Here is a 24,734-nt window from a genome sequence, read left to right on the forward strand (position 1 = left end):
ATGAGCGACTTTGCGGGAGACTTAGATGCGACCTTCAGCCATCGCCATGAGCCTGGTCCTGTTTTCGCCGCTCGCCCTTCCGGGCGTGGCCTCGGCCCAGAGCACGCCCTCGGATGTCCGCGACCTGGTCGGGGCGCGCGGCAGCAGCGGCGAGACCGTCCTGAACACACGCGGATATGTCAACGTCGGCGGCGAGACGGGCGACGACCGCTCCTGGACCTACTGGTGGAACGAGCGACGCGGCGTCTGCCTGTCGGTGGCGACGGTGAACGGCAGATATGACTCGATCGTATCGACGCCGGCGCCGGACTGCCGCCGGTCGCGCCCGACGACCTTGCCGGGATCAGTCCCTAACGGGCGTCCCACCACCCTGCCGGGTCCAGTCGGAGGCCCGGTCGCCAGCGGCCGGACCGAGACCATCCGCTTTGCGCGCGGCGCATCGTCGGCAACGCGGCAAGGCACGGTGTCGGGCTACGAAACCGTGACCTATTTGATCGATCTGCGCGCCGGCCAGACCTTTACAGTCAGCATGCGGACATCAAACCGATCCAGCTATTTCAACGTCACCGCGCCCGGCGCCAACCAAGCCCTGTTCATCGGATCGACCAGCGGCAATCGCTATCAGGGACGCACGACCGCCAGCGGGACCTACAAGGTCGAAGTCTACCTGATGCGCAACGCGGCGCGTCGCGGAGAGCGCGCCAACTATACGCTGAACGTTAGCGCTGGCCGCTGAAACTGGCGGCGACGCGCCCCTGCGTCCCCGCCTTTAAGGGGTCGCGATCGGCTCGGCGATGGAGTCCATCACCGTCAGGGGATGGCCGACCGACCCCTCCCCGATCGGCGCGGGAGTGATCACGACGGTGTCGCCAGGGCGGAGGCTTGCCCGAAGCTGAGCGTAAAACGGGCGCGGCGCACGCAGGCGACCGACCATGGCCGCGCTCAACTCGGCTCCCGCCTCGGCCTCGCGTCCCGGCAGGCCGGCGTAGACCCATCTCTCACCGCCGCCTGGCCCGGACGACAGGGTCAAGACGTGTACCTCCCCATCGTGATCGTCGAGAGCGATGACGCTGCGGCCGATCTCGACGCCGTTGCGCAGGACCACGGCGACCTGATCGACCTTGGAGATGATGATCGTCGTCGGTCCCTCAGCCGCCTGCTCTGGTTTCCAGCGCCATGGCGCATCCACGGCCAGCAGCTCGACAGGACGGCCGCCCGCCGCGAACGGCGCCAGCACGCCTGCGGGAACCGCGCCCACATGCCGAGCCGCGTCGCCCGCGATTACGACCGTCACGCTGAAGTCGGTCGCTCCATAAAGCAGGCGGGCAAACTGCAGCGGCAGGTGCACGCAGCCATGACTTTCCGGGAAGCCGGGCAAACCGCCAGCATGCAACGCGATGCCGTCCCAGGTCAGCCGCTCCATGTAGAACATCGGCGCATTGTCGTAGGTCGTGGAATGGTGACGGGCGTCCTTTTGGAGGATTGTGAAGACGCCCGTGGGCGTCTCGTGCCCCGGCTGTCCTGACGAGATGGTGCTCACCCCGATCCGGACGCCGTTGCGGTAAACGGTGGCGCGTTGGTCGGACAGGTTCACATAGATCATGATCGGTCCGGTCGGGGCGATCTCGGGGGCCCATACCCACTCGCCCGGCTGGAGCGTTTCCGCTGCGCGCGCGAGGTCCACAGCCGCGCTGGCCGGGCGACCTTGGGTTAAGGCGGACTCCGCGCCCGAAACAGCCAGGAGCACGGCCAAAACGGACGGTCGCATTGCGCGCCTCATGTATTCCGACAGGCTCATGGCCGATCCTCTGGGCTTTGGTGCTAATCTCACGCGAGACTATTCGCGCCGACGTCCCGTCACAACGCGCGTCGGGAGAAGCACATGAGCATCGTTCTCGCCATCACAGGTCTTTGGATGACGGCGCAGGCAGTTCCGCCTCCGATGGAGCAGACGACAGCCAACTGTGACCGCCCCGTCTATGCTTCCGATCAGTTCATCTGCGCCGATCAAGACCTCTCCAGACAGGAGCGTGACCTCTCCGCAAGTTGGCGAGCGGTCGAGGCCGCCATGCCTACGAACGATTGGATCGAGGATCAGCCGGCGTGGTTCAAGCGGCGCGCCCTGTGCGCCTTCCAGATCGATCAGGGCGCGTGTCTGCGTGACGCTAACGCCGAGCGCGAGCGGCTGTTCGTCGCCGTTCTCGAGCCTACCGACAGCCACCTCAAAACTGCGCGCTGCGTTGGCGCTGGTGACCGGCAAACCCTACGGCTCGATGTGCGTGACGGCGTTGTGGCGGCTTATGGGGATGCAGGGTTTGCCTGGATCGCCGGTCAAAGAACCACCCACTGGTCGCCCTTCAACACCTTCGCGGCAGGCCGCAGCCTGACCATTCAGCGACACGACGGTGTTCGACTTTCCTGCCGGTTCAAGCGCTGAGCTTCCAGTTGGCCGGTCGCTTGGGCGCCGAGACCAGCACCACTATTCTGCCGAGGTCGTCCGTCGACAGCGTGCAGGTTAGCCAAACTTACATAATCGCAGTCGGCCCGCCACGGGGAGGGCACGAGTTTTTCGCAGGAGTCTTGGTACATTTCGTCGCTTGGCGCGAGCCTGGGATAAAGGCCGGACAACAGTCTGGGCCCTCGTTCAGGGCAGGCACCGCGATGTCGGCGTCTTTAGAGCCGGCCTTTTTGATCATCGGGGCAAGATCGCGGAATACATCTCGACTGACACAAGGGCCGAAGCTTCACCGCAATCTACAGTTAACGATCATTTTTATTATTGCCGGACTTGACTATTGTAGTGATGCATTTTCTACTTTGCTACAGTGCCCTCCTGGGCTTTCTTGACGATTTCAGTGTTGACGGAAGGGCCAAATGGCAAAATCTGCGTTGTTTTTAGTGGGGGGATTGCTTTTGAGCCCAAGCGTCGCCTTAGCGCAAACCGAGACCGCGCAGTTCGCCGTCCGAGCGCAGGTTGTGGCGGAATGCCATGTCTCGGCCCAGGATCTCGACTTCGGGGTCTACGATCCCACGACCGCCTCCACGGCCAGTACGACCGTAACCATCCAATGCACTCCCGGATCGGCCGCGACGGTGACGCTGGATGGGGGCGGATCGGGTAATCCCCAAGCCCGTCATATGGCTGGCCCAGCAAACCTGAACTATCAGATCTATCGCGACTCTGCCCTGCAGGACCCGCTGAATAGCGGAGGTGCTGCGTGGCAGCTTCTGGGGAACGCCAACACCGGACAACAGGTGGTCTACACCGTATACGGTCAAGTGCCGGCGAGTCAGACCGTGCCCGTCGGCGGCTATGTCGACACCGTCCGCGTCACTGTTCAGTACTAAATCGGAAAACAGCATGTCTTCTACAGGACTATTTCTGGCGTTGGCGCTGTTCGCGGGCCAGGCCCCGCCGGGGCAAGCGCAAAATCCCTCCGTTGCCAACTCGTTGCAGATCGGCCCGACCCGGATCCAGCTCGTCGGGACCGAGAGGACGGCGACCCTCACTGTGCGCAACACCAACAGCGGGCCAATGGATATTCAGGTTCGCGCCATGGACTGGAGCCAAACGCCGGAGGGTGATCAGCACTCGCCCTCCACGATCTTGCTTGCGAGCCCGCCGCAGGTCGCCTTGGCGGCAGGGGAATCGCAAGTAATCAGGATCGTTGCGGAGACCCTGCCGTCGGACCGCAGCGAACACGCTTTCCGATTGATGATCGATCAGATTCCGGCCGAAGCAGACGGGCGGAGCGCCGTCGTCACCACCGCGATCCGCGCGCTCGTCCCGGTCTTCATCGTGCGTTCCCTTGAAGATCGCCCATCCCTGAAGTGGACGGCTAAGCGCCAGGGCGAGACCGTCTTGCTTACGGCGGAAAACGTCGGCCCGGTGCACGACCGGGTAATGGGCGGCGTTGTCACTATTGACGGGCGGGCCGTAGCAGGCCCCATCGAGGGCTATGTGCTGAGCGAGAGCGCCCGGACCTGGACCCTGGCCGGCGTCCCCGCCGACAGTCGTACTCTGACCGTGGGTGGGGAAGGCGAGTTTGGAGCGGTCCAGGCCGATGTGTCGATCGCCCCGTGAAGGCCTTCGGTCACCTCCGCCGTTCATCCTTGCGATCCTGATTTTCCTGGGGGCCGACGTCGTGGAGACGAGAGCCCAGGAATCTCCGGAGGTTTCGCGTGGCTCGGTGCTTCTGCTTGACGTGGAGCTGAACGGATTCCCTCTCGGACTTGTCGCCCGTTTTGTAGAGGACGGCGGAAGATTGCGGATACCCGCCAGGCAGCTGGCGGGTATCCGCATCAACGCCTCCGAGGGCGCGGGGATGTGGCTGGGGGACGAACGCTGGATATGGCTCGATAGGGTCGACGAGCTTGCCTGGACCATCGATTCCCTGACTCAATCAATCAGGATGACAATTCCTGCGGCGGGCCTGGTCGTGCAAGACTTGCCGGTCGCGCCGCGCCCTCCTCGGGTCGAGGCCCGGGCCGACTGGGGCGCCCTGGTGGGGTGGAACGCCTTCGTGCAAGGCTCGTCCGACGGCGATGAAGGCGTCTTTCCAGTCTCTTTTTCAGCGACCCTGGACACCCGTCTGTTCACGCCTGACTTCACCTTCGTCAGTCGAGGGGTGACGGAGTTCGACCCGGGAGAAGACGCCCGGTTCATTCGGTTGATGACCTATGCCGACTACGACGACACAGGTCGAAGTTGGCGTTTGCGCCTGGGTGATTCCTTCACCCATGGACCAATCTGGGCCAGGCCGCTGCGTTTCGGCGGCGTACAATGGCGCCGGAACTTCGCTCTTCGTCCGGACATCTTGACGATGCCGGTTCCAGAGCTCGATCAGGAAATTTCCGCGCCATCGACCATCGATCTCTTCGTGAACGGGGTCCAGCGCTACTCGGACGCTGTTGAGCCCGGCGTCTTTCGCCTGACCGATTTGCCGACCGTGACCGGATCCAACACGATCGTCGCAGTGATCACCGATCGGGCGGGCCGTCGCTCGCAGGTCGTTCTTCCCTTTTACACCACCAACCAGTTGCTGGCGCCCGGCGTTTTCGATTTCAGCCTGGAGGCGGGATTTCCGCGGCGCGGTTACAACCTGCGAAGCAACGACTACGGCCCCGTCTTCGCCGCCGGAAGCATCGCACGCGGCCATGGGGGGCTGACCTGGCGTGCGCAGGGTGCGATCTCGAAGGATTATGGCGGGGCGGCCGGCGGGATCACGACCGCTGTGGGTGAAGCGATCCTGCTCGATGCCGCAGTTCTCCTTAGCCAGTCGAACAACCGTCCCGGATGGGCCTTTGACGTCTCGGCCTCGCGCGCAACCCCACGTTTTCAAGTGCAAGCCAGCTATATGCGGAGCTTCGGCTACGAAGACCTTCCGACACGGTTCGGTTATGCGGAATTCACCGAGCGCGCCTCGGCCTCCTTCGGCGTCAACTTCGGGCCCGCCGGCCAACTCAATGTCATCTACGCGCGTCAGCGTGATGAAACCCACGCCCTGTCCAGCATCGTGTCGGGTGCCTACAACATCGAGGTTGGACGGCGCCGCCAAATGCGTCTCTCGGCCACGGCCTTTGCGGATACGACCCGAGGCGATTGGGGCGGTTACCTGGCCCTGTCGCTGCCGCTCGCATGGGGCGGCAACGCTTATGTTCAGCAAGGCTGGACCGATGGATCGCCCCGGAGCGACGTTCAGGTGCAGGGCGAGGCTCAATCCGGCCGGCTCAGATGGGAATTCGGCGCAAGAGACGCCCAGGGACACCCACCCGTCCTGGAAGGCAGCGCCAGTTGGGATGGGTCCAAAGCAGACCTCTTCGTTCGTGCGGTGAACACGGCAGGTTCGACTGGCGTTCAGGCGGAGGTGGCGCAGTCTCTCGTGTTCATGGGCGGAGGCGTGTTTCTGGGCGGTCGGGTCGATGACAGTTTCGCAGTCGTGGACGTCGAAGGGGCTCCAGGCGTTCGGGTGGCGATCGAGAATCGACCGGCTGGACGCACGGACCGGAACGGTCGACTTCTGGTCACCGGCCTTCAATCCTATGTCCCCAACGCGCTTTCGATCGACCCTCGGGACCTCCACATCGACGCATCTGCGCCGAGAACTTCGCTGCTGATTTCTCCCCGGGACGAGGCTGGGGCGGTCGCTCGCTTCACCGTAACCCGATCGCGATCCGCAGTCGTCGTGCTCAGGTTGCCCGGTGGCGAGGCGCCTCCTCCGGGCGCAGCCGTTCGATTGGCGGGGGGAGACTTCGAAGCGCCTCTAGGGTTCGATGGCGAAATCTTCGTAAGAGGCCTCGCCGATGGCCCCAACGAACTTCAACTCCGCTGGCGAAGCGGAGCGTGCAAGGCGCATTTCACCGCCAGCGTGCCCGACAACACCCTTCCCCGCCTTGGACCTTTCGAATGCGTGCCCTGATCGCCGCCTGCCTCGTCGCCTCCCCCTTGCCTGTCGCGGCGCAGACCGCGTCTTGCCGTCTGGATGTGTCGGATGTGGACTTCGGTCACTACAGCAGTCTGGGATCGGCGCGGGACACCGCGAACGGGCGGGTGACGGTCACCTGCACGCCCGCCGGACTGGAAGGCAACGCGCGGGTGACGATGAGCGCGGGCGGATCGGGCCAGTATCTCACCCGCTCCATGACATCCGGCGCGTACAAGCTTCACTACAACTTGTACGTCGAACCCACCCATCGCATCGTCCTCGGCGACGGGTCCGCAGGCACCGCCGCCTTCCCAGCGCCGCGCTTGTCGTCTCCTGGCGTAGGCAGTTGGGCGATCTATGGGTCTGTCCCCGCCGGGCAGTTCGTCCCTGCAGGCGGTTACAGCGATTTTTTGGTGCTGCAGATCGAGTTCTAACCTGGATCGGCGGTTCTTGCGGAGCCTCCCCGCGAGCCTGACGGCAGCGGACATTGGTTCGGCAGCCAGAAGCGAGCGCCTCAGCAATGATTCAGAATCCGTGATTACGCCCACCCGCCGAAACGGGTGGGCGCCCTTTGCTCAGAAACTGGCCTTAAGACCCAGCAGGAAGCGAGGGCCGTAGTATTCGACCTGCAGCGGGCGATCCTCCTCGCCGAGGTAGTAGAACAGCTTCTCGTCGGTCAGGTTCGAGGCTTCGCCGAAGATGGTGACGCGGTCGGTGATGTCGTAGGCGGCGCTGAAGTCCAGGCTGGTGTACTCGCCATAGTAGCTGTCGGACGCGGCGTCGGAGCCGTACTCCTCGATGTATGCGCCCTTGTAGTTCATGGCTAAGCGGCCCGACAGGCGGCCGTCGTCGTAATAGACCGCGACATTGCCGAGGTTGTCCGCCTGGCGCGGGATCGCCGCCTTGCGGCCGTCCGGCAGTTCGAACTCGGACTGGGTGTAGGTGTAGTTGGCGTTGACACCCAGGTGGGACAGGACGCCGGGCAGGAAGGTCAGCCGGCGCTGCAGGTTCAGCTCCAGCCCATAGAGCCAGCCGCCTTCGCCGTTGGCGGGCGCCAGGAAGGCGACGCCGTCGATGCCCCGGAAACTGCCCACGGTGCGGGTGTCGAACACCGGATCCTCGATCCGCTTGTAGAAGGCGCCCGCCGAGACCACGCCGACGTTGCTGTAGAAGCGCTCGAACAACAGATCCAGGTTGGTGGAGTAGGTCGGCTTCAGGTCCGGGTTGCCGCCCGAGAATTCCAGGTCGGCCTCGCTGAAGGCGCCGCCGGGGGCGATGTCGCCGAAGTCGGGTCGCGCGAAGGTGCGAGTCACGGCGGCGCGCAGGTTTGTGTCCGCGTCCAGATGATAGGTCAGGTGCAGAGACGGCAGGACCGCGAGATAGTCGTTCGACCGATTCTCGGCCGTCAATACGCCATCCACCAGCACCTGGCCGTTCACGGTCGTGTCGGTGTGCTCCAGCCGCAGCCCGCCCAGCACGGTCCAACGCGGGTCGGGACGCCAGGTCGCCATGGCGTAGGCGGCGGACTGTTTCTCGTTCAGCTTGAAGGTCCGGCCCAGGGCGCCGCCATTCTCCAGGGTCGCCGAACCGGCCGCGTCCAGGATCAGGTTCTGGCGGTTGGCCTTGTACCAGGCGGTGATGTCGTCCTCGGACACCACCTGCGAGAACTGGTTGCGGTACTGGGCGCCGATGGCCAACTCGTCCAGAAAGTCCCCGCGACCGGGCTGATCCATCAAAGCGAAGTCGGCCAGGGTCGGAACCGGACCGGCCGCCGGGTTCCAGGTGTAGAACAGATCCTCGAAGGAGGCGTCGCGTTCCTTGTCGCGATATTTGGCGCCGAACTTCAGCTCCAGAGCGGGGCTGATCTCGCGGGTGTAGTTGACCTCGGCGACGACGCGGTCACGCTCGGTGACGGCGATCTTGTAGAGCTCGACATTGGCCAGGCGCGTCTGGGTCGGATCCATTTGGAAACCGGCCGGCAGATGGTTGCTGATGGCGTCGGCCGGATCGGACCCGCCGTCGATGGTGTTGTAGGCCAGGTTACCCGCGCCCCTGTTTTCCAGCCCCTGATAGCCGACGTTGCGCTGGTCGAAACGCACGACGAAATAGGAGTTATCCTGGCCGTCCGGCGTGTCGCCGTAACGGAACTCGTTCTGGTAGGAGCCCAGCTTCCAGTCCAGTTCGCCGCCGGCGAAGGGATGGCGGCCGCCGAACTCGCCGCCGCTCAGCTCGGTGATCAGGGTGTTGAAGATGTGCTGCACCTCGACCCGGTTCGAGGCGAAGTTCAGCCGGTGCTTGTAATGGGTCTCGTCGTCTTCCAACGTCCCGTAAAGGGCGCGCCCAAACACCTGGCCGCCATTGTCGAAGTTGTACTCGGCCGCAGCGTTAAGCCCCAGGGTCTCGCGCGTGCCGGTGTAATCGCGCAGTTCCAGGCGAGTGACGCCGATCCCGTCGCCGCCGCGACGCGGCTCATAGTTGTCGGTGGCCCAGTCGCGGACGTAGCGGGTGCCGCTCAGCAGGAAGCCGAACTTGCCGTCCATCAGACGATCGCCGACCGTCAGGCTGAGCAGGTCGCCGTATTCGCCGGCCTTGTCGGAATAGGTCAGTCCGGCCGTGGCCTGGACGGTCCGTTCGCTGGGCGCCGTGCGCGTGATGAAGTTGACGCTGCCGCCGATCGCGTCGCCCTCCATGTCCGGGGTGACCGCCTTGGACACCTCGACGCGGTCGATCAGGTCGGAGGGGAAGAAGTCGAAGGCCGTGGCGCGGCTGGTCGTCTCCTCCTCGGCGGTCGGCAGACGGCCGCCGTTGATCAGGGTCGAGCTCCATTGCGACGGCAGGCCCCGTACGGCCACGAACCGGCCTTCGCCCTGATCGCGCTCGATGGCGACGCCCGGGGCGCGCTGCACCGCCTCGGCGGCGTTGCGATCCGGCAGGCGGCCGATGCCGTCGGACGAGACGACGTTCAGGATGTTGTCGGCCGACCTCTGGATGTTCAGGGCGCGGCGTTCGCCGCCGATGATGGCGCCGGTGACGACGATGTCGTCGACCTGGGACGGCAGGCCCGTCGCTGCATCGGCTTGTGCCTGGGCCACGGCCGGCGTGGTCGCAGCAGCGGCCGCGAGGACAGTCGAACTGGCCGCCATGAGGAGGAAGGCGCGCTTCATCGGAGGTCTCTCAAAAGATTTAGCCGACGGTGGCGTCTGGCCCGCTCCTCACACCATGTCCCGCGCGGAGGAACCATTTGATTGCCTCAATGTCGATCATAGATTTCGCGAGTTTTCGTTTCGCAAAATCGTCACAGACACAGATCGAATGCTTCAGCGAAACTTTCTGGCGAAATAGAACGCGCTGACAATAGTCAGAACACACCCTATTGCAGACGCCCATACGGCGCTCGCCATGAAGAACGCGAGCCAAGGCATGCTGACGGTCGCGAGGTTACGCGTCAGTGTCAGGACCACGCTGCCAAGATAGCCCGAAGCGTCCGCCAGATATATCAGGAAGCCGGCAGTGCCGACCTGGCGCGTCGCCGCGATCAGCCGGTCGAACAGCATGGCGTTGAACGGGGTGTAGGCCAGATAGAGGCCCGCGCCGGAAGCGATCATCCACGGCAAGGGGGCCAGGAATCCGTGCTGAAACGCCAGGGTGGAGAGGCCGATCAGGGCCATTCCGAATCCGGTGATGGCGTGGATGGCCATCAAGGCCTGGCGGTTGTCCTTGACCAGCATCAGTGCGCCGAGCGCGACCAGGCAGATCGCGGCGATCGGCAATTCGCTGGCGGTGAAAACGCTGGAGACGCCCGCATAGCCCATCTCGATCCAGATTTCGGCGGCGAAGTTGTCGCGAAAATCCCGCAGGGCAGTAAGCATCACATAGGCCAGCACTAGCACCAGGACGCCGAAGCCATATTGTTTCAGGAACGCGCGGCGCTGGGCCGCATACATGGGACGACGGGCGACGCGTTCTGCGATGTCTGCTTCATCCGGCGGCGGCATGCGTGACAGGCCGACGACCGAGGCCGTCAAAAGCGGCATGAACAGCAGACCCGTCGCGGCAGGCATCCACCATTCCGTCACCCCGTGGTCGGTCATCAGCCAGACCGCCACCGACTTGACCACACCCGACGCGACGATGAAGCTGGCGCACAGTATTGCGCCCAGGACCTCGGACGTGCGCCGCCCTTCCAGATAGCTGAACACCAGCCCCCAGATCAGACCCAGCGGCAGGCCGTTCAGGAACAGGGCGAAGATTTTCCAGCCGGGCGGCGCAACGGCGAAGAGGACCAGCGCCAACCACGAAACGCCGATCAGGCCGAGGATCGCCGCGCCGCGTCGCGCGCCGTTCATCTCGGAGATCAGCTTGACCCCGACCAGTTTGGACAGGGCGTAACCCACCACCTGGGCCACCACCAGAGCGACCTTGAAATCGATCACAGCCGACCAGCCGACTACGCCCTCATAGGCGGCGGCGGCGAAGGGCTTTCGGAAGGCGTACATCGAAAGATAGACGCAGAAGGCGGCGACGCCTCCCATCAGCACGACGCCGAGGTCTCGCGACGTGCGAGCGGGGGAAACTTCGGCGGTCATCACTTGCCCTCGCGCTCAGACTGGAACCGGCGCGATGCAGACGCAGTCGGCTTCGCCCGGCTTGAACCCCTCGGCGATACGGTTCTCGATCATGGCCAAGGCCTGCGACAGGTACGCGACGCTCTCGATGACGAGATCGGCGCCCGCCGCCACATGGGCCTGGGCGGCCACGGCGAGGCGAGCGGCTTTGTCCTGTGAGTCCAGCGCCTCATACGCGTCGAGCGAAAGGCCGACGCCGTTGCCCGAGCCCGCCAGCCCGATGGACCAGCAGCCGGCGTTGCGCCCCGCCTCGACGCCGACGGCGGCGTCGTCGACCACGACCGCAGCATCGGTCGGCCAGGCGCCCAGTTCGACCAGGGCCTTCCAGATCATAAGGGGCGCGGGGCGTCCTTCGCGCGTCTCTCCAGCGCAAACGACCGTCGCCGGTTCGTAACCCTGAGCCGCCGCACGCGGCAGGATGCCGGACATCATGGTACGGGTGTAGCCGGTCGTGGAGCCGACGCTGATATCCCTTGCCTTGAGTGCAGCGAGAGCGTCGAGCGCGCCGGGGATCAGTTCGGCCGTCGCTTCGGCTTCGCGTTGCATGGCAGGTTCCAACGCCTCCATCAGCACATCGACATCGGCCTCGGTCCATGCCGCGCCCTTGGCCGTTTTCCAGGCTTCGCCGATCTCGACTTCGGTCAGCATGGCGATCACATGGGCGCGCTTGGCCATGCCCATGTAGCGCCGCACAGAACCGTCATCGACCGGCACGCCCGCGCCGGCGAAGACCGTCTTCAACGCCCGCACAGGGGCGCAGGAGCCGAAGTCCACCATGGTGCCCGCCCAGTCGAAAACGACCGCCTTGATCGCGCTCATCACGCTGCTCCCTTCACTGCAAGATTGGTCGCCGCCGAAACGACGCGTTCGCCAATGGCGAAACCGGTGGACATGCCCGCGCCGCAGGTCACGACCGTCATGTGGACGCCCGGCGCCACCTCTTCGGTGAACCACGGATGCTGGGGCGACCAGGCGTAGACGCCGATCCAGCGTTCCATCGCAGGCGTGTCGTAGCCAGGCATGGACTCGCGCAGCGTCTGCAGGATCAGGTCGTCGACCTCGCGTCTCTGGAAGGGGTCGGGCGAGACGTCGTATTCATGACTGTCGCCGATCACCAGACTGCCGTCGGCGGACTGGACCGCGATCAGATGCACGCCGAGATCCAGCAGGTCTGCGCGCTCCTCGCGCAGGCGTCGCAGCAGGGCGTCGGCCTCGGGCAGGGCCGCATAGCCTTCGTAACGGGCGAGGCTGAGATCGGCCATGATCGGTGTCGCCAGGCGACGGCCGGGCTTCGCCAGGCGCAGCATCTGCAGCTTGCAGCGCTGAACCTCGTGACGCGCGAGGATCTCCGGGAAAAGCCCGTTCAGATCGTCGCCCGTGCAGATGAAAATGGTCTCGGCGGACACCTCGCCCCGACTGGTCGAGAGCCGTCCGCTCTCGCAGCCCAGCACCGTGGTCGAGCCCATGAACTCGACGCCCCAATGGGCCTTCAGCCAGGCGGCCAGGGCCGGCAAGGCCAGACGGGGTTCGACCCGCAGTTCATGCGTGCTGGCCAGGGCCGCCCGGAACGGCGCCAGACCCGTGCAGTCCATTCGCGCGGCCAGGGCCTCGGCCGAAACCAGTTCGCAGCCTTCGGCCATCTCGGTCGCCATGAAGGCCTCGAGCACATCCTCCGCCTCGGGACGGTGAGCCAGGACCGTCAGGCCGGTCTGATCGACCGCGATCCCGGCGGCGGGCGCGACCTCGGCCCAGACATCGCGCGCCCGACGGGCCAGGCCCCACATGTCGCCGCGCGCCTGGCCCGTTACGGTGACGAAGCCGAAGTTGCGGATACTGGCGCCGCGCGCCGCAGGCTCGCGGTCGATGACGACCGCCTTCAATCCGGCACGCGCCGCCGCATAGGCGTGCGCCAGACCAATGATCCCCATGCCGACGACGGCGACATCATAGCGAGGGATCATCGGCGGGCCTTTCAACTGAGAAGCCCCGCCCTCTCACGCCCGCCCGCGCATCGCCATGTGATTGTGGGAATGGTCGCCATAGACGGCCGCCTTGGCCAAACCGTCGCATTTCCTCGCTAAGCGGACCGCAGGGGGACCGTCCGATGGCCGTCAATTTCCAGCAGCTGCGTTCATTTCACGCTGTCGCCAGCGACCGCAGCGTCACGCGCGCGGCCAATCGCCTGGCTATGACCCAGCCGACCCTGTCCAAGCAGATCAAGGACCTGGAGGCCCGCTATCAGGTCCAGCTCTTCACCGGAAGTCGACCGCCCCTGACCCTGACTTCGGCCGGCGAGGCCCTGCTTGAAAAGACCCGTGACCTGTTCCAGACCTCGGCCGACATCGAGGCCCTGCTGGGAGACACGCCGCCCGAGGAAGGCGGACTGCTGAGGATCGGCACCGACTCCCCGCCCTATGCCGCCGATCTGGTCGCGGCCTATGCGAAAGAGGCGCCGAACCTCGACTTCAAGGTTACGATCGGGAACGCCAAGGACACCAACGCCTTGTTGATGAACGCCTCGGTCGACATCGCCATCGTCTGCGAACCGATCGGTCATAACGACTATACCTATCGCCCCTACTACGAGGACCGGCTGGTCGCCATCGCCGCCGTCGATGCGCCCGAGGCGCGCGGCGAAGTCTTCGATCTGGACACCCTGTCGCGCCGCGTCCTGCTGACGCGCGAACCCGGATCGCGCACCCGCATGGCCATGGAGCGTTTGCTGGAGGCGCATGAAGCCCAGCCGTTCCGCGTCATGGAGGTTCACACGCGAGAAATGATCCGCGAGACGGTCGCCCGCGATCTGGGCGTCAGCTTCATGTTCGCCCGCGAATGCCCGCCCGACGCCCGGATCAAGGTGATGGAGCTGGACGTGGAGCCCGCGCTGATCACCGTCTCGGGCTATATCGCCTGCCGCACCGAACGACGCCGCCACCCAGCCATCCGAAGGGCGCTGGACCTCGCGGAAGCATTGCAGAAGGGCTGAGGCGTCTTCCTTGAATGCCGCTTAGGCGCAGAGCGTCCCTCTAGCCCTCTTCCCGGCGTCCGATCACAAACGTCTCCGGCCGGTCCATTTCCAACCGCCACCGCACTGTTGCGGCCGGGGAATAGAGACGTTCCAGCACCATGGCGTGCCAGATTCGATCAAACCCCGTCGGCGGGTCTGATCTCCTTCGCATATTGCAGGCGAAGTGCTTCAGCAAACCGTTCACCAGCCCGTGGCCGCCGCCATGGCTTTTGGGGCACGATGTGGTCGTAAGTCGGATACTCAGGTCGGTCCCGTGGAAGCCCGCGCTTCAGGCCCATGGGCTGCCCGCACCCCGCACAACGACCGCCCTGCGCCCAATGCAATATTTGGCGTTGTCGAACGCGACGCTTCGCTTCTTTGGACATGGCCTATCCTGCCATCCAGGCTTCGATCACACCCGCTCGTAGAAACCTTGGCCGAGAGATCCGCCGAGACTGATGGAATGGAGTTCTGGCCAGAGCTCGGCAGGCTTTCGTCCAAGCCGGGCTGAAACCTCTCTGGTGGTCATGAGCCGACGCCCTAACTGTTCGACTTGCGCCTTGTCATAGCGAACAGGACGCCCCTCTGATGGGAGGCGTGTGAGCAGTTTTCGGCTCACCAACCAACAGACATCCTGCGCCGTACAGTTCAGGTAGTCCTCGACCTCCGTCGGCGTGATCTCCGGACGCACCCACTCTGCGAGATCGCCGAACTCGAATGCATAAGGTTGGCCGGCAGCCGGGCCTCCCATCAACAGATGGCGCGCTGTTATGGGATGTACCTTTAGGTCCGTGATACGCCCTTCGCGGTCGCCTGTGACTCCGCCAGGCAGCGCGCCCTCAAGCACCGCCTTCAACATACGCCCCCATGGCTTCTCTCGCCCGCCGACCCCTCGCATAACCTCTCGGAGAGGCACTGCGTCTTTCGGCGAATCCTCCGACACCCTGGCGGTCACCTGCTGAATGAAGACCTCGGCACTATCGCGAGTAACGTGGATACCGCTGCGAACCAGCCGCGACGCAGCGCTGGGCGACTCGGTCAGCATACCCAAGCCCAAGAGTTGCTCCGTCTCCGCGCGCTTGAGCCCCGTTCCTGAAGTGAATTCGCGCAGAGGCATTTGGGCGGCTAGCTCGACACGGAGACGTTCGACGTGCCGCCGCTGGAGCGAACTTTGAATTCGGTGCTGGCCCCCGAGGGCACTGTCCTCAGGCAGCAAGCCTTCATTGATCAACAATCGCACAAGGCTCCGCTCAACGCGCATAGTGGTGGCCGCCTCTGTGACGCTCAGCCATTCATGCTCGATACGCGGCTCGGTTCGGCCGCGATCAGGGCGCCCATACTGCATAATCCGGATGAGATCGGACCTGACCGCGGGCCGATGCGGAAATCTCATCAACGTCTCCAGGCGCTGCCGGAAGGCGCTGACGATGGGTGGACCGTGTTGTTGCAGGTCCCAGTGAGAACAGGGAAATCCAAAAGAAATCGACAGGCCCGCGCAAGATCAGAAGCTTCCAGGGTCACTCGGCCATGAAGAGTTGGGTCCACCATCACTCTGAGCGGGCGCGCAATGGCGAGCACCAAGTCATAGGCGTCGGTGGTCGTAGGAATCTCCAGTCCCGGAGGCAACGCCGCTATGGCCGTTGTGACCTGATGGTCGGCGCCAAACAAATCCACCAGCCACCTTAACGTAGGCCTGAGAGCCTTCGGAACGATACGCCGCTTGGTCTCTGACAGCCTGGCGCCACAGTTACCGCCTCAAGGACGGTTGCTGAGGTCCAGAATAGCGGCTGGCACGTCGGGCGAGGGCAGCGGCCCACCAACAGCTCCCAGCTGTCGGGGCAGAAGTCGAGATCGCGAACCATCCAAATCGCTTTGTCTGGCGCACCGGGCTCGTGGCTATTAGGGACACGTCGCCTATTGCTGTCGATCTGCGCGGAGGTAAGCCAGACGCCGCCCAATCGACGTCGCCCGCCCTGCTTCGGCTCCACGCCCCACAGCCCTGCCCATTCATTCGGAGGAACTGCGAAAGCTTCGTAGAGTCGATCCGCAGCCTGTCCGACCCTCCCGATGCAGTCGCTGTTCAGATCCACATGCGCACGATGCCTGCTGAAGCGACGTCGCGGAGCGGAGCGGAGCGCACGCGTCCACGACCTAATCCGGGCGCATCAGCGCGCTTCCGCGCACAAGCCACGCGGCTGCAAGCGGCTGATTCTGACTCAGATCGGAAGTTTAAGTGGTCTGCTTTTAGCTGCACTTTGTTTAGCCAAGTTGAAAAGCAATCTTACCGACTAGGCCGGTTCGCTCCACGCCTCGGTTGTACAGTTCGAACTGCGCGCCCTGGGCGTTCGCCAAGGTGTGAACGATCGCGAGGCCGAGGCCGGAGCCGGACGCCTGGGATGAGTTGGCGCGGAAGAAGCGGTCCGTGAGGTGGGGAAGCGTGGCTTCGTCGGCGCCTCGGCCGTGATCCCACACGTATACCGCACCTGTCATTTGCACATGGACGATCACGGGCGGTGCGCCGTGGTGGAAGGCGTTGTCGATCAGGTTGAGGATCTGTTCGGCGATGAGGTCTTCGGCGCCCTGGACGATCACCGGTTCGGCAGGAAGACGGAGACGCAGGGCGCCGTTGGGAAAGACGCGGCGTTCACGGGCGGCCTGACAGGCGCGGCGGGCGGCGCGGCCGAGGTCGCCGGAGGACGATATCCGCGCGCCGTCGGCGCGGGCCGTGGACAGCAGTTGCCCGACGAGGCGCGTCATGCCGCTAACCGCGTCACGAGAATCGGCGATCAGCCGTCGTTCCTGAGGCGTCCAGGGTCGCGAAGAGCCTGCCAGAAGCTCAAGATTGGCGGACACCACCGAAAGCGGCGTACGCAATTGGTGCGAGGCGTCGGCGGCGAACCGCTGGATGCCGGAGGTCGAGGTCTCCAGTCGCGCAAGCAGATGGTTGAAGGCGTTCAGGACCGGCCAGAACTCGCGCGGCGCGAGATCGACATTGGTCGGGGCGAAATCGGCTGAGGGGCTGGGGCGTCGCGTCAGGTCGTCGATCAGACGTTTGAGCGAATTCAGGCCCCACTGCAGGGCAGGCCAGATCAGCAGGGCGGCCAGCACGACAAGAAGGCCGGGGAGGAGCAACATACTGCGGTAAAGCTCGCGCAGGCTGGCGCGGCGGGAGTCCAGGCTCTGGGCGACCGAGACGCGAACGGGGGCATCGCGGCCGGGAATGATCAGGGTCTGCTGCGCCATCCGCACCGCAACGCCTCTGACGGACAGGTCTGCGAAGACCGGCCGGTCGGCCTGCGCCTGTTGTAGGTTGGGCAGTTCGGCATAGCCGGTGACGAGCCGGTCGCCTTCGCGCACGCTGTAGAAGACGGCGTCACGCTCGGGGCCGTCCAGCAGGGCCAGGGCCCAGGGTTCCACGTTCACGGTGATGCGGTCATCCGTGACCGACACGGTTTCGCGGATCGTTTGCAGCGCGCCGGCCAACAGCCGGTCCGCATTGTTCGCCACCACCCGCTGGGCCGTCCAGGCGCCGACCGCCAGGACGACGACGGCGAAGATCGCAAGCGGAACCACCTGTGCGATCAACAGGCGGATGACCAGGCTGTGGGAACGGGCAGGCCGGGCGCGGCTCATGGATCGAGACGATACCCGCGGCCGCGAATATTGGTCACCGCAGGGCCATCCGGCTGAAGCTTGCGTCGCAGCCGGCCGACATGGATTTCCAACGCATTGAGGGACGGCGCCTCGTCCTGCGGAAAGACCTCGGCGGCTAACAAATCGCGGTCCACGACCTGTCCCGGCCGCGAGGCCAAGACGCGCAAGGCCGCCCACTCGCGGGGGCGCAGAGCGAGGTCGCGGTCGTTGACCAGGGCGCGCCCGGTGCGCCAGTCGCAGAAGAGGGTTCCGACCACCACCGCGCCGGCGGCCTGTCCCTGACGTCGGCGCACGATGGCGCGAAGGCGGGCGACCAGTTCCGACGGAGCGAACGGCTTGACCAGATAATCGTCGGCCCCGAGGTCCAGGCCCGCGACGCGGTCGCCGAGGGCGTCGCGCGCCGTCAGCATCAGAACCGGCGTCGACGATCCTCGACGCCTCAGGGTTCTGAGCACTTCGAAACCGTCGATGTCGGGCAGGCCGATGTCCAGGATCGCCGCGTCGAAGACCTCGGCGCTCTCGAGCTGCAAGGCCTGCTCGCCGCTGTCGATACAGCTTGCCTCGAATCCCGCCTCATGAAGACTGACCTCGAGCGAATGCCGCAGCGCCTTGTCATCTTCGACGACGAGTATTCTCATGGCGACAAGACGGGGCGACGGATCATGAGCGACACCATAACCAGAAAGCCGGAGCGGTGAAGACGGATCGACGACATCTGCTGATGGGTCTGGCTGGAGGCGTGGCCGGATTGGGTGCCGGCTGTTCGTCGGAGCCGGAGGGGGCGGGCACGGCGCAGCGTGTGCGCTGGCTGGCGCGTCGCGAAGGGGCGCTGCACATCCTGACCAATACCAGCCTGATGGGACCGGTGCTGGAGGCCTTTCGTCGTCGATGGCCCGGGATCAGCGTGCGTCTCGAAGACATAAACTCCACGCGGATCGCCGAACAGGTTCGTGTGCTCGCGGATACGGGGCGGGACGGGCCGGATCTGGTCTGGAGCACGGCGATGGACGTGCAGGTCAAGCTGATCAACGACGGCTATGCCCAGGCGTACAAGTCCCCGCACCGGGCGGCGATGCCCGACGGGTCGGTGTGGCGCGATCAGGGATATGGGCTGACCGCCGAGCCGATCGTGTTCGCCTATAACAAGGGCCATCTTGCGGGTGATGCCGTGCCGCGCAGTCACGCGGATCTTCTTCGGTTGCTGAGGGTCCGCCCGGAAATCTTCGACGGCCGCGTCACCCTGTATGACGCCGAACGCAGCGGCGTGGCCCTGATGCAGTTGTCGGCGGACGTGCAGATTTATCCCGACGCCTGGCCGTTGATGGAGGCGCTGGGCGCGCAGCGTCCGCGACTGGACACCTCGGGGCAGAGGATGATGGGCCAGATCGCCGATGGGCGGATGGTGTTCGCCTACAATATGAACCGATCCTACGGCGAGTCCTGGGCCGAGCGTGTTCCTCAGATCGGACTGATCACGCCTGACGACTATCATCTGTCCGTTTCCCGTGTGGCCTTCATTCCACGCAACGCCGCTCATCCGAATGCGGCGCGGCTGTTCCTGGACTTCCTGCTGTCGCGCGAAGGACAGCGGGTGATCGGCGCGCTTGGTGTTCGGCCGGTGCGCGACGATGTCGATGCGCCTCTGCGTCCCGCGTCGCCCGGCGTTCGGCCTATCCGTGTGGGTCCGGCCCTGCTCGCCAATCTGGATCAGGCGCGCCGTGCGACCCTGCTGAAGCGCTGGCGCGCCGCGACGCGTCCTGGCGTCAGGGCACCCTCGGATCCTGCCGCGCCCTGAGCGTTCCTGTGGATAAGTCCACAAAGTCCGAAACCCGCCTTTCTGTCACGCTGCCGTCACGGCCGCACGAGCCGCCCTTCGAGCGCGGCCATAAGTGACTGCACTTGATCCCGAAGAGCAACGAAATGCGAACGGAGCGCTTCGAACGGCAATAAAATTGCGGCTTTCACCTATTTGACACCGAGCCTGGGGTCGATCTTACTCAGCTTCAGCAAGGCGGGAGAGATCGGCTCCGGCCGACGCCGAAGGCGCAACCGCCCCGGAAACGCTCAGGCAAACGGACCGTCTTGCTGAAGGAACGCTGGAGAGAAGGACGGGTCCGGGGGATCCGCCCTCGCCGAAGGAGAAACGGGTCGCAAGGCCCCGAAGCTCTCAGGCCTGATGACAGCGGGGGCGAAACGGCGCCGCAGAGCGTCGCTCGCGTCAGACACCCCTGGGGAGGGGCGTCATCTTTATGAGGACCATCGCCTTGTCTCGTCTCAACCGCCATCTGACCACCTGCTGCAGCGCCATCGCCCTTCTTTCGTGCGCCGGGATCGCTCACGCACAGGACGCCCAAACTGCTCAAGAGGCCGCCGCCTCGGTGGACGACATCGTCGTCACCGCGTCCCGGATCGACCGGGCCGGCTTCCAGGCGCCCACGCCCACCATCCATCTGACGGCCGAGGATCTTTCGGTCGGCGCGCGCCAGAACATCGCCGCCGCGCTGAACGACATGCCTCAGTTCAAGGCCAGCAGCTCGCCCCAGACGACCGGCACCAACACCGGCGCGGGCAATGCGCCGGTCGACCTGCGCGGTCTGGGCATCAACCGAACGCTGGTCCTGATCGACGGGCGTCGGGTGTCGAGCGAGAACGACCTCAACAGCATTCCGTCCGTTCTGGTGAAGAGCGTCGACGTCGTCACCGGCGGCGCATCCGCAGCCTGGGGCTCGGGCGCCGTCGCCGGCGTGGTGAACATCGGCATCGACCGCTTCTTCACAGGCGGCAAGCTGGGCGCCGAATACGGCATCTCGTCCTTCGATGATGCAGAACAGCAGCGTTTCGAGGCGGCATGGGGCACGCCGTTCGCCAACGGTCGCGGTCATTTCGTCATCGGCGGCGAATATCTGGACAACGACGGCGTCGTTCCCAAGACCTCGCGTCCGGCGATCGGTCGCTGGGCCCAGGTGTCCGACGGCGCGGGCGGGTTCGTCACCGTTCCCAACGTCGGCTTCTCGAACGCGGCCTACGGCGGTCTGATCATGTCCGGCGTGAATGCCGGACAGGTGTTCAATCCCGACGGCACGTTGCGCCCCTTCAACTACGGCACGGTGGTTGGCACGAATACCGTCGGTGGCGAAGGACCGTCGAACGATGACCTCAGCCCCCTGGTCACGCCCCAGCGTCGTTACGCCGGTCTGGCCAGCGCCACCTACGAGCTTTCCGATAAACTGCGCCTGACCGCCGACGTCCGTCACTCGCGGATGTGGAACAACTACATCTGGTTCGGCGACCACAACCGCGGCAATCTGACGATCAAGAACGACAACGCCTTCCTGTCGACGGCGATCAAGCAGCAGATGGCGGCGGCGGGCCAGACCTCGTTCACCATGGGCCGCTTCAACTCCGACCTGTCCTATTCGACCATCGACTTCGAGCGGGTCACGACCCAGGCGACCATCGCTCTGGATGGCGAGTTCGGCGACAACTGGCGCTGGGGCGCCTATTACAGCCACGGCGAATACGAGAATAATATCGACACGCCCGGCTTCCTGCTGACCACCAACTACGCCCAGGCGGTCGACTCGGTCATCAGCCCCGTCACCAATCAGCCCGTCTGCCGCGTGACCCTGACCAACGCCAACTCCGGCTGCGTGCCGATCAACCTGTTCGGCTTGGGCGCGCCGTCTCAGGAAGCCATCGACTACGTCACCGGCACGCCCCAGCAGCGCACGACCACCAAGCTGGATGTCGCCGGCGTCAGCCTGCGCGGCGAGCCCTTCAGCCTACCTGCGGGGGATGTGTCGATCGCCGTCGGTCTGGAGGCCCGCAAGGAGCAGACCGACCAGCGCGTGGGTGAACTGGACGCGGCCAAGGCCTTCCAGACCTTCAGCTTCTCGGCCATGTCGGGCGAGTTCACCGTCAAGGAAGCCTTCGGTGAAATCCTGGTGCCGATCGTTCGCGACCTGCCGGTCCTGAACAATCTTGAATTCAACGCCGCTGCCCGCATCTCTGACTACGACACCACGGGCTCGATCTGGTCGTGGAAGGTCGGCGCGACCAACGAGTTCTTCCCGGGTTTCCGGGGGCGCATCACCCAGTCGCGCGACATCCGTTCGGCCAACCTGACCGAGCTCTACACCACCACCACGACCGGCTATAACAACATCAACGACCCGCTGAAGGGCCAGACCGTCTACACGCTGAACAACGGCGGGGGTAACCCGAACCTGGCGCCGGAAACGGCGGACACCCTGACGCTGGGACTGACCTATTCGCCCCCGTCGATCCCCGGCCTGAACATGTCGGTCGACTACTACAACATCAAGATCGACGACGTGATCACCACGATCGCACCGCAGGATCTGGTCAGCCGCTGCTTCAACGGGAACACCGCACTGTGCGCCAATGTCGACCGTGACGCCTCGGGCAATCTGATCCGCACCCGGTCCACCTATGTGAACCTGGCCGAGTATCAGACCGATGGCATCGACGCCGAAGTGTCCTATTCGTCGCCGGCGGACCTGTGGGTTCCGGGCGCGACCGGACGGGTGAAGATGCGCCTGGTCGGGACCTGGGTGAACAGCCTGACGACGGACGACGGCATCTCCGAGATCGAATACGTCAAGTCGCAGGGTTACGCCTTCGGCCTGGGCGTGCCGGAACTGCGGGTCAACGCCAGCTTGGGCTGGCAGGGCGAGGTGTTCGGCGCAAACCTGCGCGCTCGCTACATCTCGGAAGGCGTCTACAACAGCACCGTCAAGATCGTGAACAACGACATCGACGCCTTCACTTACGTCGATCTTGGGCTGACGGCCGATCTGGCCCACTACGGCGCCGACGGCGTCGAGCTCTACGCCAATGCGACCAACCTGTTCGACAAGTGGCCTCCGGATGGGTCGCTCTTCTCTCCGTACTACGACGTCGTCGGTCGGTACGTCACGGTAGGCGCGCGTTACCGCTTCTAGTTCGGGTAGCGCGCTCCCGGTCGCCGGCTTCGTTCTCCCGATCGGGAGCCGGCGACCCCTTCTTCTTTCCCCCAGTTCACGGTCTGAATGATGATCTCTCGTCTCCCGCTGGCCCTCGCGCTCGCCATTTCCGCAGCGCCCGCCGCCTTCGCCGAAGCGCCCAAACCGGCTGCGATTGTGGCCGATGGCCTGCCGGCGGTGCCGGACGATCTGGTCGCCGCGACCCAACCCTATCTTCAGGCGCGCCGCGCCGCCTTCCTGGGGTGGAACGCCGCCGACCGATCCATGCTGGTCAAGACCCGGTTCGGCGCTACGGACCAGCTTCACGTCGTCGCCGGTCCCGACGGCGCACGCACCCAGATCAGTTTCGAGGCGGAGCCGATCCTGGCCGGCGCCCTGTCGCCGTCCGGCCAGACCCTGTTGGTCCAGAAGGACAATGGCGGGGACGAGTTCTACCAGCTCTACACCCTGACCGGCGGCCGCTTGACCCGCATCACCGACGGCAAGAGCCGCAACTGGTTCGGCGCCTGGAGCCCGGACGGCAAACGCGTCGGCTATGCCTCGTCGCGCCGCAACGGCGCGGACATGGATCTGTATGTCGTCGATCCTGAAAATCCCTCGACCGACCGTCTGGTGGCGCAGGTGTCCGGCGGCGGCTGGAACATCGCCGACTTCTCCAGGGACGGGACCAAGGCCCTGGTCCTGAACCGGATGTCGATAAACAACGCCGTGGTCTATGAGCTGGACTTGGCGTCCGGCCGCATGACCCCGCTGACCGATCCGGCGGCCCAGGTCTCCTATGTCGATCCCAAATATGCGGCCGACGGCACGGTCTGGGCGACGTCCAACAAGGATTCCGACTTCTTGCGCCTGGGACGGATCGGGCAGGGCGGTTTCGCGCCCGTCAGCACCGAGACTCGGTGGGATGTCAGCGACTACGCCCTGGCGCCGGACGACAGCTTCATCGCCTACGCCGTGAACGAGGCGGGCGTCTCTCGGCTCAAGGTCATGGATGTCGCCACGGGGGCGGTCCGCGTTGTCTCCGGCCTGCCTGACGGCGTCATCCCCTACAGCATCGGCCCGTCCATTGACATCGCGCCATGGGGGGCGATCGGGCTGAGCCTGTCGTCCGCCCGCGTGTCCGGCGACGCCTTCTCAATCGATCCGACGACCCTGGCGGTCACCCAGTGGACCCACAGCGAGACCGGCGGCCTGAACGCCGCGATCAACATCGAGCCCAAGCTGGTCGAGGTGAAGAGCTTCGACGGCGAGACCGTCTCCGGCTTCCTCTATCAACCCGATCCGGCCAAATTCCCCGGCAAGCGCCCGCTGATCGTCGATATTCACGGCGGCCCGGAAGGCCAGACCCGACCCGACTTCCTGGGCTCGCAAAACTATCTGCTGAACGAACTGGGCGTGGCGATCTTCTTCCCGAACGTGCGCGGGTCGTCGGGCTATGGGACGCGCTTCGTCAACCTGGACAACGGCCCATTCCAGCGCGAGAATTCGGTCAAGGATATCGGCGCCTTCCTCGATGCGCTGGAGGTCAACCCTGAGCTGGACGCCGCGCGTTTCGCCGTCACCGGCGTCTCCTACGGCGGCTATATGTGCTACGCGACAGCCGTACATTACAGCGACAGGCTGAAGGGGGCGAACTGCTACGTCGCCATCTCCAACTTCGTCACCTTCCTGGAAAACACCCAGTCGTATCGGCGCGACCTGCGACGCGTCGAATACGGCGACGAGCGTGATCCGGCCCAGCGCGCGCAACTGCAGGCCATCTCACCCCTGACCAGCGTAAACAAGATCACCATCCCGCTGCTCGTGGCGACCGGCGGCAACGATCCCCGCGTGCCCGCCTCCGAGGCCGACCAGATCATCAGCGCGGTCCGCAGCAACGGCGGCACGGCCTGGCATCTGCTGGCGCAGAACGAGGGGCACGGTTTCCACAAGAAGGAAAACGAGGACTACTATTTCTGGACCAGTCTGCTGTTCTGGAAACAGACGCTGCTCGGCGACGCCGCGCGCTGAGCCCTGACCGGCGCCGTTCAGAAATCCA

The 24,734-nt window shown here is 65.0% G+C and carries 17 protein-coding genes and 1 riboswitch; of the genes, 10 read left to right on the top strand and 7 right to left on the bottom strand.

All coding sequences use genetic code 11. From position 1 onward, the window contains the following. The first annotated feature begins 25 nt into the window (after positions 1 to 25). Positions 26 to 736 (top strand): hypothetical protein, encoded by a 711-nt coding sequence (locus tag ACZZZD_RS12640; RefSeq protein ID WP_463435496.1) that lies wholly within the window; start codon positions 26 to 28, stop codon positions 734 to 736. Positions 737 to 769: 33 nt separating this feature from the next. Here the strand turns inward: ACZZZD_RS12640 and ACZZZD_RS12645 are convergent, their stop codons facing one another. Continuing rightward, positions 770 to 1,798, bottom strand: a complete 1,029-nt coding sequence (locus ACZZZD_RS12645; RefSeq protein WP_463435497.1) for a L,D-transpeptidase family protein — start codon at positions 1,796 to 1,798, stop codon at positions 770 to 772. Between the two features lie 84 nt (positions 1,799 to 1,882). Between ACZZZD_RS12645 and ACZZZD_RS12650 the strand changes: the two genes are divergently transcribed. From ACZZZD_RS12650 to ACZZZD_RS12670, 5 genes are all read left to right on the top strand, one after another. Then, a complete protein-coding gene (locus ACZZZD_RS12650) occupies positions 1,883 to 2,437 on the top strand; it encodes a lysozyme inhibitor LprI family protein (protein WP_463435499.1) in 555 nt (184 codons plus the stop codon). Positions 2,438 to 2,874: 437 nt separating this feature from the next. Beyond that, complete coding sequence (locus ACZZZD_RS12655) at positions 2,875 to 3,348, top strand: Csu type fimbrial protein (protein WP_463435501.1); 474 nt, start codon at positions 2,875 to 2,877, stop codon at positions 3,346 to 3,348. 40 nt (positions 3,349 to 3,388) lie between these two features. Further along, positions 3,389 to 4,084 carry a fimbrial biogenesis chaperone gene (locus ACZZZD_RS12660; RefSeq protein ID WP_463435503.1) on the top strand — a complete coding sequence of 232 codons (696 nt, stop codon included), beginning with the start codon at positions 3,389 to 3,391 and terminating at the stop codon, positions 4,082 to 4,084. Between the two features lie 181 nt (positions 4,085 to 4,265). Then, positions 4,266 to 6,419 (top strand): fimbria/pilus outer membrane usher protein, encoded by a 2,154-nt coding sequence (locus tag ACZZZD_RS12665; RefSeq protein WP_463435504.1) that lies wholly within the window; start codon positions 4,266 to 4,268, stop codon positions 6,417 to 6,419. Further along, entirely contained in the window at positions 6,407 to 6,859 is a 453-nt protein-coding gene (locus ACZZZD_RS12670; RefSeq protein WP_463435505.1) for a spore coat protein U domain-containing protein, read from the top strand. The genes ACZZZD_RS12665 and ACZZZD_RS12670 overlap by 13 nt, the downstream gene beginning before the upstream one ends. Before the next feature lie 141 nt (positions 6,860 to 7,000). Here ACZZZD_RS12670 and ACZZZD_RS12675 read toward each other — a convergent pair whose 3' ends face one another. The 4 genes from ACZZZD_RS12675 to ACZZZD_RS12690 form a co-directional block, all read right to left on the bottom strand. Beyond that, positions 7,001 to 9,589 carry a TonB-dependent receptor gene (locus ACZZZD_RS12675; RefSeq protein WP_463435507.1) on the bottom strand — a complete coding sequence of 863 codons (2,589 nt, stop codon included), beginning with the start codon at positions 9,587 to 9,589 and terminating at the stop codon, positions 7,001 to 7,003. A 153-nt stretch (positions 9,590 to 9,742) separates the two neighbouring features. Continuing rightward, positions 9,743 to 11,011 carry a DUF5690 family protein gene (locus ACZZZD_RS12680; protein ID WP_463435509.1) on the bottom strand — a complete coding sequence of 423 codons (1,269 nt, stop codon included), beginning with the start codon at positions 11,009 to 11,011 and terminating at the stop codon, positions 9,743 to 9,745. A 15-nt stretch (positions 11,012 to 11,026) separates the two neighbouring features. Further along, positions 11,027 to 11,869 (bottom strand): phosphonoacetaldehyde hydrolase, encoded by an 843-nt coding sequence (phnX, locus tag ACZZZD_RS12685; RefSeq protein ID WP_463435510.1) that lies wholly within the window; start codon positions 11,867 to 11,869, stop codon positions 11,027 to 11,029. Further along, positions 11,869 to 13,011: a TIGR03364 family FAD-dependent oxidoreductase gene (locus ACZZZD_RS12690; protein WP_463435511.1), complete on the bottom strand. Its 1,143-nt coding sequence runs from the start codon at positions 13,009 to 13,011 to the stop codon at positions 11,869 to 11,871. The genes phnX and ACZZZD_RS12690 overlap by 1 nt, the downstream gene beginning before the upstream one ends. 143 nt (positions 13,012 to 13,154) lie before the next feature. Here ACZZZD_RS12690 and ACZZZD_RS12695 point away from each other — a divergent pair, with 143 nt between their 5' ends. Continuing rightward, positions 13,155 to 14,036 carry a LysR substrate-binding domain-containing protein gene (locus ACZZZD_RS12695; RefSeq protein ID WP_463435513.1) on the top strand — a complete coding sequence of 294 codons (882 nt, stop codon included), beginning with the start codon at positions 13,155 to 13,157 and terminating at the stop codon, positions 14,034 to 14,036. Positions 14,037 to 16,316: 2,280 nt separating this feature from the next. Here ACZZZD_RS12695 and ACZZZD_RS12700 read toward each other — a convergent pair. Then, positions 16,317 to 17,690 carry a sensor histidine kinase gene (locus ACZZZD_RS12700; RefSeq protein ID WP_463435514.1) on the bottom strand — a complete coding sequence of 458 codons (1,374 nt, stop codon included), beginning with the start codon at positions 17,688 to 17,690 and terminating at the stop codon, positions 16,317 to 16,319. After that, positions 17,687 to 18,349: a response regulator transcription factor gene (locus tag ACZZZD_RS12705; RefSeq protein WP_463435515.1), complete on the bottom strand. Its 663-nt coding sequence runs from the start codon at positions 18,347 to 18,349 to the stop codon at positions 17,687 to 17,689. Before ACZZZD_RS12705 ends, ACZZZD_RS12700 begins: the two co-directional genes overlap by 4 nt. 83 nt (positions 18,350 to 18,432) lie before the next feature. On the opposite strand from ACZZZD_RS12705, the gene ACZZZD_RS12710 reads away from it, so the two are divergent. The 3 genes from ACZZZD_RS12710 to ACZZZD_RS12720 all read left to right on the top strand — a co-directional run bounded on the left by ACZZZD_RS12710 (position 18,433) and on the right by ACZZZD_RS12720 (position 24,706). Then, the gene (locus ACZZZD_RS12710) at positions 18,433 to 19,506 is read left to right on the top strand and encodes an ABC transporter substrate-binding protein (protein WP_463435517.1); all 1,074 of its coding nucleotides are present in this window, start codon (positions 18,433 to 18,435) and stop codon (positions 19,504 to 19,506) included. Positions 19,507 to 19,713: 207 nt separating this feature from the next. Further along, positions 19,714 to 19,801, top strand: a riboswitch (glycine riboswitch). Positions 19,802 to 19,975: 174 nt separating this feature from the next. Beyond that, positions 19,976 to 22,675: a TonB-dependent receptor domain-containing protein gene (locus ACZZZD_RS12715; protein WP_463435518.1), complete on the top strand. Its 2,700-nt coding sequence runs from the start codon at positions 19,976 to 19,978 to the stop codon at positions 22,673 to 22,675. 90 nt (positions 22,676 to 22,765) lie between these two features. Next, complete coding sequence (locus ACZZZD_RS12720) at positions 22,766 to 24,706, top strand: S9 family peptidase (protein ID WP_463435519.1); 1,941 nt, start codon at positions 22,766 to 22,768, stop codon at positions 24,704 to 24,706. The last annotated feature ends 28 nt before the right edge of the window (positions 24,707 to 24,734 follow it).

The organism is Brevundimonas sp. AC546, assembly GCF_979258305.1.

Bases quoted from the DNA above. Each gene is read 5' to 3' on its own strand.
- ACZZZD_RS12700 (WP_463435514.1), bottom strand. From the start codon at position 17,690: ATGAGCCGCGCCCGGCCTGCCCGTTCCCACAGCCTGGTCATCCGCCTG.
- ACZZZD_RS12705 (WP_463435515.1), bottom strand. From the start codon at position 18,349: ATGAGAATACTCGTCGTCGAAGATGACAAGGCGCTGCGGCATTCGCTC.
- ACZZZD_RS12645 (WP_463435497.1), bottom strand. From the start codon at position 1,798: ATGAGCCTGTCGGAATACATGAGGCGCGCAATGCGACCGTCCGTTTTG.
- ACZZZD_RS12640 (WP_463435496.1), top strand. From the start codon at position 26: ATGCGACCTTCAGCCATCGCCATGAGCCTGGTCCTGTTTTCGCCGCTC.
- ACZZZD_RS12690 (WP_463435511.1), bottom strand. From the start codon at position 13,011: ATGATCCCTCGCTATGATGTCGCCGTCGTCGGCATGGGGATCATTGGT.
- ACZZZD_RS12695 (WP_463435513.1), top strand. From the start codon at position 13,155: ATGGCCGTCAATTTCCAGCAGCTGCGTTCATTTCACGCTGTCGCCAGC.
- ACZZZD_RS12680 (WP_463435509.1), bottom strand. From the start codon at position 11,011: ATGACCGCCGAAGTTTCCCCCGCTCGCACGTCGCGAGACCTCGGCGTC.
- ACZZZD_RS12670 (WP_463435505.1), top strand. From the start codon at position 6,407: ATGCGTGCCCTGATCGCCGCCTGCCTCGTCGCCTCCCCCTTGCCTGTC.
- ACZZZD_RS12710 (WP_463435517.1), top strand. From the start codon at position 18,433: ATGGGTCTGGCTGGAGGCGTGGCCGGATTGGGTGCCGGCTGTTCGTCG.
- ACZZZD_RS12655 (WP_463435501.1), top strand. From the start codon at position 2,875: ATGGCAAAATCTGCGTTGTTTTTAGTGGGGGGATTGCTTTTGAGCCCA.
- ACZZZD_RS12720 (WP_463435519.1), top strand. From the start codon at position 22,766: ATGATCTCTCGTCTCCCGCTGGCCCTCGCGCTCGCCATTTCCGCAGCG.
- ACZZZD_RS12675 (WP_463435507.1), bottom strand. From the start codon at position 9,589: ATGAAGCGCGCCTTCCTCCTCATGGCGGCCAGTTCGACTGTCCTCGCG.
- ACZZZD_RS12650 (WP_463435499.1), top strand. From the start codon at position 1,883: ATGAGCATCGTTCTCGCCATCACAGGTCTTTGGATGACGGCGCAGGCA.
- phnX (WP_463435510.1), bottom strand. From the start codon at position 11,869: ATGAGCGCGATCAAGGCGGTCGTTTTCGACTGGGCGGGCACCATGGTG.